Source organism: Acinetobacter sp. TWP2-2-3 (assembly GCF_049896445.1).
Lineage (GTDB): Bacteria > Pseudomonadota > Gammaproteobacteria > Pseudomonadales > Moraxellaceae > Acinetobacter.
Map to the genome: position 1 here is coordinate 1 of NZ_JAFCUI010000022.1, position 10,600 is coordinate 10,600.

The 10,600-nt window shown below is 36.0% G+C and carries 13 protein-coding genes; 5 read left to right on the top strand and 8 right to left on the bottom strand.

The genetic code is table 11. From position 1 onward, the window contains the following. Together ACP7AK_RS15055 and ACP7AK_RS15060 are read right to left on the bottom strand one after the other, a co-directional pair. The coding region (locus ACP7AK_RS15055; protein WP_425880198.1) for a type II toxin-antitoxin system RelB/DinJ family antitoxin at nucleotides 1-88 on the bottom strand (88 nt) is incomplete at its 3' end. 141 nt (nucleotides 89-229) lie between these two features. Then, the gene (locus ACP7AK_RS15060; RefSeq protein ID WP_425880190.1) at nucleotides 230-1,120 is read right to left on the bottom strand and encodes a LysR substrate-binding domain-containing protein; all 891 of its coding nucleotides are present in this window, start codon (nucleotides 1,118-1,120) and stop codon (nucleotides 230-232) included. 142 nt (nucleotides 1,121-1,262) lie between these two features. Here ACP7AK_RS15060 and ACP7AK_RS15065 point away from each other — a divergent pair, with 142 nt between their 5' ends. Beyond that, complete coding sequence (locus ACP7AK_RS15065) at nucleotides 1,263-1,856, top strand: NAD(P)H-dependent oxidoreductase (protein ID WP_425880191.1); 594 nt, start codon at nucleotides 1,263-1,265, stop codon at nucleotides 1,854-1,856. 9 nt (nucleotides 1,857-1,865) lie between these two features. Next, complete coding sequence (locus ACP7AK_RS15070; protein WP_005105962.1) at nucleotides 1,866-2,180, top strand: putative quinol monooxygenase; 315 nt, start codon at nucleotides 1,866-1,868, stop codon at nucleotides 2,178-2,180. Between the two features lie 110 nt (nucleotides 2,181-2,290). On the opposite strand, the gene ACP7AK_RS15075 is transcribed toward ACP7AK_RS15070, so the two are convergent. Together ACP7AK_RS15075 and ACP7AK_RS15080 are read right to left on the bottom strand one after the other, a co-directional pair. After that, nucleotides 2,291-2,581 carry an addiction module antidote protein gene (locus ACP7AK_RS15075; RefSeq protein ID WP_004647750.1) on the bottom strand — a complete coding sequence of 97 codons (291 nt, stop codon included), beginning with the start codon at nucleotides 2,579-2,581 and terminating at the stop codon, nucleotides 2,291-2,293. Between the two features lies 1 nt (nucleotide 2,582). Beyond that, a complete protein-coding gene (locus ACP7AK_RS15080; protein WP_004647749.1) occupies nucleotides 2,583-2,879 on the bottom strand; it encodes a type II toxin-antitoxin system RelE/ParE family toxin in 297 nt (98 codons plus the stop codon). Between the two features lie 430 nt (nucleotides 2,880-3,309). Between ACP7AK_RS15080 and ACP7AK_RS15085 the strand changes: the two genes are divergently transcribed. The 3 genes from ACP7AK_RS15085 to ACP7AK_RS15095 all read left to right on the top strand — a co-directional run bounded on the left by ACP7AK_RS15085 (nucleotide 3,310) and on the right by ACP7AK_RS15095 (nucleotide 6,273). Next, a complete protein-coding gene (locus ACP7AK_RS15085) occupies nucleotides 3,310-4,470 on the top strand; it encodes an MFS transporter (protein WP_425880199.1) in 1,161 nt (386 codons plus the stop codon). Nucleotides 4,471-4,938: 468 nt separating this feature from the next. Continuing rightward, nucleotides 4,939-5,367 (top strand): MarR family winged helix-turn-helix transcriptional regulator, encoded by a 429-nt coding sequence (locus ACP7AK_RS15090; protein WP_425880192.1) that lies wholly within the window; start codon nucleotides 4,939-4,941, stop codon nucleotides 5,365-5,367. 99 nt (nucleotides 5,368-5,466) lie between these two features. After that, a complete protein-coding gene (locus tag ACP7AK_RS15095; RefSeq protein WP_425880193.1) occupies nucleotides 5,467-6,273 on the top strand; it encodes a siderophore-interacting protein in 807 nt (268 codons plus the stop codon). 213 nt (nucleotides 6,274-6,486) lie between these two features. Here ACP7AK_RS15095 and ACP7AK_RS15100 read toward each other — a convergent pair whose 3' ends face one another. From ACP7AK_RS15100 to ACP7AK_RS15115, 4 genes are all read right to left on the bottom strand, one after another. After that, nucleotides 6,487-7,806, bottom strand: a complete 1,320-nt coding sequence (locus ACP7AK_RS15100) for an MFS transporter (RefSeq protein WP_425880194.1) — start codon at nucleotides 7,804-7,806, stop codon at nucleotides 6,487-6,489. A gap of 121 nt (nucleotides 7,807-7,927) precedes the next feature. After that, nucleotides 7,928-9,010 carry a 4-oxalomesaconate tautomerase gene (locus ACP7AK_RS15105; RefSeq protein WP_425880195.1) on the bottom strand — a complete coding sequence of 361 codons (1,083 nt, stop codon included), beginning with the start codon at nucleotides 9,008-9,010 and terminating at the stop codon, nucleotides 7,928-7,930. 2 nt (nucleotides 9,011-9,012) lie between these two features. Further along, a complete protein-coding gene (locus tag ACP7AK_RS15110) occupies nucleotides 9,013-9,726 on the bottom strand; it encodes a 4-carboxy-4-hydroxy-2-oxoadipate aldolase/oxaloacetate decarboxylase (RefSeq protein ID WP_425880196.1) in 714 nt (237 codons plus the stop codon). Beyond that, the gene (locus tag ACP7AK_RS15115) at nucleotides 9,723-10,454 is read right to left on the bottom strand and encodes a PIG-L deacetylase family protein (protein WP_425880197.1); all 732 of its coding nucleotides are present in this window, start codon (nucleotides 10,452-10,454) and stop codon (nucleotides 9,723-9,725) included. Before ACP7AK_RS15115 ends, ACP7AK_RS15110 begins: the two co-directional genes overlap by 4 nt. Between the last annotated feature and the right edge of the window lie 146 nt (nucleotides 10,455-10,600).

Here is a 10,600-nt window from a genome sequence, read left to right on the forward strand (position 1 = left end):
AATCCGTAGGTGCAATACCTTGCTCTTTAAGGATTGAATAAGATTTTTCTTTAAGGGCTTCATCGATCCTGAAGTTAACAGTAGCCATCATATTTCCCAAGTATTTAATGTACTAGGAACAGTGTAATGCAAATTGCATTACAAGTCGACTTTGCATAACCTCCATTATGTTAAATGGGTAGTGATTTGGTGGATTTTTCAGACTTTGGTTTGAAAAATCCATTTAAAATTAATTAAGCTGTTGTAATTTTTCATATAAATAATCAATAAATAATCTAACTCTCTTAGGTATATAATTTTTTTTGTAATAGACAGCATGGATTTTTTGCTCATGAATCTTTATTTCATCTTCAAATAAAGCAATTAATTTACCTTCTTTTATATCCTTTAAAATTAAAAATTCAGAGAGACAAGCGATTCCTACGCCTTGTAAAGCAAGTTGACGAACACTTTCGCCATTAGAAGCTGTAATAGATGGTGAAGTTTTATATAGTTGATCATTTATATAAATTGGCCAATTATTTAAATGCAAAGGATGGCTAAATCCTAATAATCTATGTTGATTTAACTCAATAATAGATTTTGGTAAGTTATTTTTTTTGAGATATTCAGCGCTAGCAACGATATACAAACGACTTTTATATAATAATTTTGCATAGAGACTTGAATCTTCTAGATCACCAAATCGTATAGCAACATCTATTTTATGCTCTAATAAATCAATTACATGATCATGACTAGTTAGTTCAATACTGATTTTTGGATATCGTTCTATAAACCCTGGTATTAATGGAATAATTACATGCAATACAAACGGTGTTGCTGAATCTATTTTAATTAAGCCTGTAGGTTCAGTACCTGGATTAATTAACAACTCTTCAGCTTCATTCAAATCAGAAAGTAATTTTCTTGCTCTTTCTAAAAAAATTTTTCCATCATAGGTAAGATTAAGGCTACGGGTTGTACGTTCGATTAATTTAACATTTAATTTTTTTTCGAGGCGTTGTAATGTGCGACTGATAGCAGATGTTGTTTGATTTAATTGTTCTGCTGTTTTCACTATAGAGCCACAATCAGCGATCGTAACAAATACTAAAAGTTCATCAAATGTAGATTTCATATCTAAGTAAATCATTAATAAAAATCATTTTTAATTATATTTTAATTATTAACAATTAATCAATAATGTTTTGTTAATAATTGCATTTATGTTGATGGATCTTAAATTTATATTGTACTTCTCTATTCAATTTGGGATGAAGATGAATAATATTTTAATTATCAATGGTGCTAAAACTTTTGCTCATTCTAATGGTGAATTGAACGATACCTTGACAATTTTAGCAGAAGAAGTGTTAACCAAATTAGGTCATACAGTTAAAGTTACGCGTGCTGATAGTGCTTTTGATCCAAAAGAGGAGGTAAAAAAATATCTTTGGGCTGATGCTATTATTTATCAAATGCCAGGCTGGTGGATGGGTGCACCATGGACAGTAAAAAAATATATTGATGATGTATTTACTGAAGGTCATGGTCATATATACGCTAATGATGGTCGTTCACGTTCGGATACTTCTAAAAAATATGGTTCGGGAGGCTTAATGCATGGCAAAAAATTTATGCTGTCATTAACTTGGAATGCACCTGCTGAAGCATTTACTGATCCAAAACAATTTTTTGAGGGGAGAGGTGTAGATGGGGTTTATTTGCCTTTTCGAAAAGCCAATGAGTTTCTTGGTATGCAAAGCATGTCAACATTTATTGCTCATGACGTCATCAAAGCACCAAACTTACCACAAATAAAAGATGACTATCGCCAACATTTGATCCGTAATTTTTCTGCATCAGTGATATAGAGGTAAATGATGTTAACAATTATTGCTGAAATTAAAGTAAAACCCGGTTCAAAGCATCTGCAACATGTAATCAATTCATTCAAGGAGATCACACCAACAGTGTTTGAAGAAGATGGTTGTTTTGGCTACGAATTACTTATTAATCATGAGAGTCATGCGTCTTATCAGGCGCCATTGAAAAATACAGTCGTTATGTTGGAAAAATGGAAAAGTATCAAACATTTAGATGCACACCTTGCAACCGTACATATGCAAGAACATCACTTTAAGATAAAAGATGATGTTCTTGGTGTTGATATCCGAATTTTAGAGAATGGATTTTAATCAAATTATTATATTCATTTATGAGTTTCTCTAAAATTAACATAATACACGTTATAGGAATCTAAAAATGGGAGCCTTTAGCTCCCATTTTTACTATATTTTTTAAAGCTTTAGGCGTGTTGTACTGTGAGTTTTAAGCCTAAAGCATTTACTACACGATTAATTGTATCAAAACGTGGTGCTGAATCATGACGTAGGGCTTTGTAGAGTGCCTCACGCCCAATCCCTGCTTCTTTAGCGATTTGAGTCATGCCACGAGCTTTAGCAATAACACCAAGTGCATGAGCTAATTCAGCTGGATCATTCTCTTCAAGAACCATATTGAGATAAATCACAATGTCTTCTTCAGTTTTGAGTGACTCAGCCATATCAAAACTTGGTAAATCAGCTACTTTAACCATTTTAATCCTCCAACGTTTTCGATAGTTTGACTGCACGATCGATGTCTTGTTGTTGAGTTGATTTATCTCCACCACCAAGCATTACAATCACAACGTCACCATGTTGGATGTAATACATCCTCCATCCAGAACCGAAGAATTCTCTCATTTCCCAAACGCCATCTTGGAGAGGTTTAATGTCTCCCCAGTTTCCACGTTGAACCTTATCTAATCGACGATTCAGGCGGATACGGGTCATATTGTCTTTAATGCCATCCAACCATTCATCAAATTCTGGCAGACGTTTAATTTCAATCATGAGGATTCCTTCTCTTCTCACTATATTGTATTCGATCGAATACAATATGCAAGTAATCTATATGAACATCCATTAATTTCGTATAACCGCCATTATGTTAAATGGATAAGAATTTGATGAAAACTTTATTTAAAATTTTGAGGAGAATAACCTAAATGGCGTTTAAACATAGCACTAAAGGCACTTGAACTTGTATAAGTATGCTTAGAGCCCATAGAGATAACTAATGTAGAAACCATATTTTTGCCTAAAGACATTGTTATTAACTCTTTAAATTGTCACTTATAGAATGATTTTTGGAATATAGACTTAAAGATGACAGATTATAATAATTCTGATTAAATTTTTAAGGCAAGTAAGGTATTTCATGCAACCACCTGTTCAGATAGCGGAAAATCCCCAAGCTGAAGTTACAGACTTAGTACCGAAAATGGTGAGTCATATTATTTTTGCTGTAGCCTTAGCTCATTTACTCAATGATTTAATTCAAGCAGCTCTCCCTGCTATTTATCCATTACTAAAAGATAATTTTTCATTAAGTTTTACACAAATTGGGCTAATTTCTCTGGTCTACCAAATTACTGCTTCATTATTGCAACCTTGGATCGGTTTATATACTGATAAACACCCTAAACCCTATCTTCTGCCCTTAGGAATGGTCGTTACCTTCATAGGCATTGTTGTGCTCGCGTTTTCTAGTAGTTTTTATATGCTACTTGTCTCTGCATCCCTAATAGGGATTGGTTCATCAACATTTCATCCTGAAGCCTCTCGTGTGGCACGTATGGCGTCTGGGGGGCGATTTGGTACGGCTCAATCGACTTTTCAAGTTGGTGGTAATACAGGATCTGCAATTGGTCCCTTATTGGCCGCTATTATTATCGTTCCTAACGGGCAAGCTTCAGCAGCTTGGTTAGTGTTATTTGCTTTAATTGCAATTTTTGTTTTATTTAAAGTAAGTAAATGGACTATTCATCATGCCAAGACTCAAATCAATAAAACAGCATCTACCTCAAGTTTTAAATTACATGGAAGTACTTTAGTTCGAGCTCTCGTAGTTATTTCTATGCTAATGTTCGCAAAGTTTACTTATATCGCAAGTATTAGTAATTACTATACTTTTTATTTAATTGAGAAATTTAATCTACCAATTCAAAGTGCTCAATTATATTTATTTGCTTTTTTGGCAGCAGTTGCTTTTGGTACATTTTTTGGCGGACCGATTGGTGACCGTATTGGGCGTAAAGCGGTGATTTGGGTTTCATTTTTAGGAATGGCCCCATTCGCGCTATTCATACCTTATGCAAATTTATTTTGGACGTGTATTCTCGCAGTAATGTCAGGTTTAATTATGTCATCTGCATTTTCTGCCATGGTTGTGTATGCACAAGAAGCAGTTCCTGGGCGTGTTGGAATGATTGCTGGACTCATGTTTGGTTTAATGTTTGGTGTAAGTGGTATAGCAGCGGCTGGTTTAGGATACCTAGCTGATCGAGACGGCATAGAATGGGTATTTACACTATGTTCATATTTACCCTTAATCGGAATTTTTACTTTATTTCTACCTAATACTCAGCTTAAAAAAGTTTAGAGCATGGAAGTAGTTTTTAAGATTATCTAAAATTAACATAATGCAGATTATACAAAATGCTTTTTAAATTATGTTATAATTCAACGTACTTCTACCCGATTTATAGCCCGTTCATCCCTGTTCGGGCTTTTTTTATGATTTATCATGTTCCACGCTTATTTACTGACCAATGTTCCACGGTTTTATGTAGTCTTATTTACCCCTAAAGCAGGAAAAAATGTCCAGATAAAAGAAGAATAGACGTCCGAGTAGTTATTTTTTTGAAAAATCCATAAAGTTTTAATTTTTAAAATTAATATGAGACTTGATAAAAACCGCCCTATTGATTGGCGGTTTTTTTATTAATAACGTCTATTAAGGGCTAATAATCGCCTTCATCAAATTATGAACCAGATATTCATTTAAAAGTAGTTGATAAAATCATCTATCTCCGATATTATTGATATAACAACTAAGTTGTAGTTTTATATGTTTAATATCTCTTTAAGTGAAACCATGCATCAATTAATGCATAGCTATACAAATCTATTGCTTAAAGGCATTCAACTACAAAAACTGGATTTATCAGTGACACATATTAGAACATTGAAATGTGTCTGTCATAATTCAAAGAGTACAGCACAATCTATTGCCAAGCATATGCAGCGAGATAAAGCCCAAATTACCCGTGCCTTGAATGATCTTTTAGCTGCTGAATTGATATTTAAGACAGATAATCCGCTTGATGGTCGCAGTCAATTACTACAAGCAACACCTAAAGGTGAGGACGTTATGGGAAAGCTTGACCTAGCGGAGAAGTGGGCTGTAGAGCAGCTTACTCAGAACTTAAAAGCTGAGGAGCTAGCATTATTTCTACGAGTTAGCCGTATTATGGTAGAGAGTACTGTGAAACTATAATAATGCTGATGAATAAAAATTTTATAGGAATAAGCTTAGCCATTCATTATTAAACAATCGCACATCAGTATAACACTCCATTAAATCAACTGAGTATATATGAATAAAATCACAATTGATCCGATGAATCAACAGATGGTACGAGAAGTAATGATCGTTACCCATAAGCAAATAATTACTCCACACTATATTCGAATCTATCTAACAGGGAGGCTAGATACTATTACTAATATTGCTACCATGACTATTGGAGTAAATAACAAAATACTCATACCCCTAGATAAAACCCAACCACTTGATCTAAATGATAAGAATAATTTTACTATACGTACCTATACTCATCGTGGCGTAGATATTGAAAAACAACAGATATGGATTGATTTTATTGCACATGATGACGAATCTCCTGCCTCAGGATGGGCAACTCATGCACAAGTTGGAGATCAACTTGGGGTGCTTATGAAACCCAAAAACAAGCCGCTTTATCCTGCAGTAGATAACTTTCTGCTAATTGGAGATGCTACTGCTATACCTGTGCTTAGTGCAATACTGGAAAGCCTACCTAGTGGTAGTACAGTGCAATGTATTATCGAGGTTTATGGTAAAGAAGATGAACAGGATTTACTAACCTTAGCTAATGTTGAGATGACGTGGCTACATAACGCTGATCCTGTTCAAGGTAGTCAACTAGCAGATACGATCAAGTCTCTCACGCTACCAAGCGAAAAGCTAAGCCGATTTGCTTATATAGCTGGCGAATTTTCATCAGTTAAAGCTATTCGGCACTATCTAAAAAAAGAAAAAAATTGGGCAGCAAACGAACTATATGCTTTTTCCTACTGGAAATCAGGCGCTACGGAAGATAATTCAGCTAATGACCGAAGAGCGGAGAAAGAGGGATTATAAATATAATTCATTTATTTAAGAATATTTGTCTCAGACTTATATACTTATATACAGCTCAGTAACCTGAGCTTAAAATAGATCTTTTTTATAAATCAAAAACGACCATCTTTTTGATTTCTTAGATTCTCAAATTAATTACAACAAAGATTAAATTATTGGAAGAAAGTAAGATGAGCTAGCATTCTACTTTCGACCAACCAAAATTAATGATTTTTAGATTTCAGATTCTGCCAATGAAAATTGTTTATATTGATGATAGCTAATAAGCAACATGATAAACCCAATACTAAATAGCAATGCTGCGAATAGATATAAATGTAGTGGAGAAATGCCAATGTCCAAGAAATAACCTGCTCCTAGTGGCGCCATAATTGCTCCGACACGCCCCATGCTGATAGCTAGCCCCACTCCAGTTGCACGAATCTCTGTTGAATAGGTCACAGTGGAGAGAGCATAGAGTCCAGCAATACAACCATTAGCCATCATCCCAACCAATATGCCTATCAAAAGCGCATAAGTATAAGCTTGCGCAAATAGCACAAATATTAAAATACTGACTGAAGTTGCTATGAGAAATAAAGCAAGAACCTTATGGATTTGGAATAGCGAGCTAATACTTCCTATTAAAATTGCTCCAACAATTCCCCCGATATTAAGAAATGTACCTAGATTAACGCCTTGTTCTACGGTCATTCCTGCCATAGCTAGGATTTTAGGTGTCCAACTGAGAATAAAATAAAAGCCAGCCATTACAGTAAAGAAAGTTACCCATATACATATAGTTTGAGTGGCTAACTGAGGCGAAAATAATTTTCTGATTGATGTTTTTTGCTGTACTGATGTAATCAGAGGTAAATTGGCTAGAATAGGCAAACCAATTTTATTACCTATATAATTAATTCTTTCTAGCGCTTTTTTAGGTTGTTTCACAACCAGATATTCTAAAGATTCAGGTAAAACAAATAAGCAAATTAGAAATACGGTTGAGGTCAATACTCCTCCAAATAAAAAGACACTGCGCCAGCCATGTGAACCAATAAGGTGATAGGTAATTATTCCCCCCATCACAGCACCAACAGCGTACCCCATAGATAATAAGCTCACAGATAGGCTTTTCCATTTTTGTGATGAAAACTCATTAGCTACCACACTGGCATTAGTTAAAATACCTCCAATCCCTAAACCTGTAAGTAATCTACATGTTGCTAACTGATAAGCATTCTGCGTCATAGAACTTAATATCATTCCAACACTACAAATAATTAAACAAATTAGAATCAGATTACGTCTACCAATCTTATCTGCTTTGGGAGCTATTAAGAATGAACCTAATGCCATTCCAATAAAACCTATGCTCAGCAATATACCAAGTATAAATCCTGACAATTGCCAGTCAGCTGAAACTGGAGCAGCAGTAAATGCCATCACCATGACATCGTAACCGTCTACAATATTTAGTAAGATACATAAAGCAACGATAAACCATTGATAGGTATTCATGGGCTTCTGGCTCAATTGTTCTTTTAAATTCATATTTCATTCCTTGAACTATTTTTTATGGTTGAGAAATCCGAATAGGAATCATTGCGATATATCTTTAAATTGTTTTTTTATAAATTAATGATGAAGATTGGTTCCTCCGTTTTTATATTTTTCAATGCTTTTTCCATATTCTTTCAGGAATTAAGACCAAGCCGTCGAATAATGCTCGCGCAGTACGGATAAATCCACAGCCCTTGATCTTGCCCGTATCATCCACTCTCAAGAAAACGGTAAAATGACCTGAGGGATGTTCAATAACTAGCCGCTTTTCAAGCGTATCAGCAGGTACATTCGCAACTGTCTGAGCAATACTTCCATTTAATACACATGCACGAGCAACACTTATTGCAGCAAAAACGCCGATAGTGTTATGACATTGATGAGGAATAAAAAATCGAGTATTAATACAATTATCTGACTGTGCTGCTGAAATAAGGCACATTTTAGGAATGGTTTTATGGCTAACATCCCCAAGATGCATGCATTTCCCGGCTTCTAAACGAATTTTTTCTAGTTTTTGTTTAAGATCTTCATTCTGGTCTAGCTCTTGTTTACTCTCGTAGCCAGTACAACCTAAATCAGTTGCATTGATCAAAACAATCGGCATGCCATTATCAATACAGGTAACATTTATACCATCTATCAGATCAATGGGTTGATCGGTAGGTAACAAGCTTCCACAAGTAGAACCTTCTATATTTTTAAATTCGAGAATAATTTCAGCTGCTGGCTCTGGTACACCATCTATATAAGTGGAGCCAGCATATTCTAATCTGGAACCAGAGGTTTTAATGGTAACTCGCGCATATTGTTGCGTATTTTCCATAAATACAGTAACAACAGTTTGATCATCTTGTGGATTTATTAATCCTCTTTCGATTGCAAAAGGAACAACTCCAGCCAGAATATTGCCACAATTTTGCCCATAATCTACCCTTGCATGATCAACACTGACTTGAGCGAATAAATAATCGATATCTGTATCTTTTCGTTCTGATTTTTGTACAATGGCAACTTTACTCGTTAACGAATTACCACCACCAATTCCATCAATTTGACGCGTATCTGGTGATCCCATAACTGCAAGTAACACGTGGTCACGCAATTCCGGCTCTTCTGGTAAATCTTGGGCGAGAAAATAAGCACCTTTAGAAGTGCCTCCCCGCATTAACATACAGCGAATTTGAGTTTGCATATTTAGACATCCAAATCTTCTAGGCGTTCTATATAACGTAATCCTTTCTCTGCTAAACGCGGTCGCATACCATAAATATCTAACCCAAGTTCACCTTGAGCCATTCTCTGCCTTTTCGATTCTTCTAATTCCATTCGCTTGAAACTTTTTTGTTCAATTTCCACAGCCATATTTCGGGGTACAACAACTACACCGTCATCATCAGCGACAATTACATCACCTGGATAAACCAATTGTTCTGCACAAATAATCGGTATATTTACTGATCCCAAGGTTTCTTTCACAGTACCTTGGGAGAAAATTGAACATGACCAGACGTAGAACCCCATTTCACGCAAAACCTGGCTGTCTCGTATTCCAATATCACCGACGAGTCCAATAACACCACGTGCTTTCATTGAAGTTGCTAAAAGATCGCCAAAAAAACCGTCTTGGCAGGGTGAACTTGGTGATACGACAATAATATCGCCAGGCTGACATTGCTCAACTGCGACATGAAACATCCAGTTATCTCCAGGCGCAACCCAAAGTGTGATAGCAGAACCAGATATAGAAATACCTTGTTGTATAGGTCTGATTCGAGATGCCATTAGCCCTTTGCGTGCTAGAGCTTCATGGACAGTCGCTACGCCATAGTGAGCCATTTTATCGATCACCTCCTGTGGAGCGCGATCGATATTACGAACTACTACACCTTTTTGACCAAGTGAATTCATTCAAGATTCTCCGTAACACGAGGGAAAATACTTTGATAAGCTTCACCGTAGATAATATTCTTAGCAGCCGTTATCCCTATATTCCGTTTAGCTTGTACTCCACGTTGCAAGGCAACACGAGTATAGTATTCCCAAAGATGTTCTTGACCCTGCATACACTGAATTGCCTGATACTTTTGATCCCAAACACTGGTAATATCTAATAAAACATCTGGTTTCCAATTAGATTGTTCGGGTTGATGAGGTTCAAAACAATAAAAAGGGGGTGCTGCAATGACCTTTTCTCCTGGATTATGGCCTTCTGCCTGCGCGATAATTCGTGCTTCTTGTGCTAAATGAGCAGCACGTGGATGATCATAATTATAAGGATCATGGAGAGAGTGGCTTAAAACGAATCCAGGCTGGAGCCGGCGATAAATATCAGCGAGTTCAAATAGAATTTCCTTATCTGCCTGTAAGGGATAATCGCCTAAATCAAGAAATTCAATAGTAGCCCCAAGAATATCCGCTGCCGCTCGTGCTTCTTGCTCACGTACTTGCTTAACTCTCACTTCGCTCATATTAGGCTGACGCCATAATTTTGCAGACTCTCCTCTTTCTCCATATGACAAACATACAATATGCATCTGAACACCCTGTTTTTGATGTAAAGCAATTGCACCACCTGCACGCCATACAAAATCAGCTGAATGTGCACTAATTACTAAGCCTGTTTTCTGGGTAGTCATTATTTATCCTTTGAACATTATCATTTGGGCACTGTTGCAAATAACCACGAATGGTAAGCTGAAGACTGTTTTAGCTAAAGGTGCAGCATATGAATCCTTTCCATGGTCGGCATTTTCAGGGCGAAATCATTCTTTGGGCTGTGCGC

Coding starts and splice junctions, on each gene's coding strand:
- ACP7AK_RS15060 (WP_425880190.1), bottom strand. CDS start 1,120: ATGAAATCTACATTTGATGAACTTTTAGTATTTGTTACGATCGCTGAT.
- ACP7AK_RS15065 (WP_425880191.1), top strand. CDS start 1,263: ATGAATAATATTTTAATTATCAATGGTGCTAAAACTTTTGCTCATTCT.
- ACP7AK_RS15070 (WP_005105962.1), top strand. CDS start 1,866: ATGTTAACAATTATTGCTGAAATTAAAGTAAAACCCGGTTCAAAGCAT.
- ACP7AK_RS15075 (WP_004647750.1), bottom strand. CDS start 2,581: ATGGTTAAAGTAGCTGATTTACCAAGTTTTGATATGGCTGAGTCACTC.
- ACP7AK_RS15080 (WP_004647749.1), bottom strand. CDS start 2,879: ATGATTGAAATTAAACGTCTGCCAGAATTTGATGAATGGTTGGATGGC.
- ACP7AK_RS15085 (WP_425880199.1), top strand. CDS start 3,310: ATGGTGAGTCATATTATTTTTGCTGTAGCCTTAGCTCATTTACTCAAT.
- ACP7AK_RS15090 (WP_425880192.1), top strand. CDS start 4,939: ATGTTTAATATCTCTTTAAGTGAAACCATGCATCAATTAATGCATAGC.
- ACP7AK_RS15095 (WP_425880193.1), top strand. CDS start 5,467: ATGAATAAAATCACAATTGATCCGATGAATCAACAGATGGTACGAGAA.
- ACP7AK_RS15100 (WP_425880194.1), bottom strand. CDS start 7,806: ATGAATTTAAAAGAACAATTGAGCCAGAAGCCCATGAATACCTATCAA.
- ACP7AK_RS15105 (WP_425880195.1), bottom strand. CDS start 9,010: ATGCAAACTCAAATTCGCTGTATGTTAATGCGGGGAGGCACTTCTAAA.
- ACP7AK_RS15110 (WP_425880196.1), bottom strand. CDS start 9,726: ATGAATTCACTTGGTCAAAAAGGTGTAGTAGTTCGTAATATCGATCGC.
- ACP7AK_RS15115 (WP_425880197.1), bottom strand. CDS start 10,454: ATGACTACCCAGAAAACAGGCTTAGTAATTAGTGCACATTCAGCTGAT.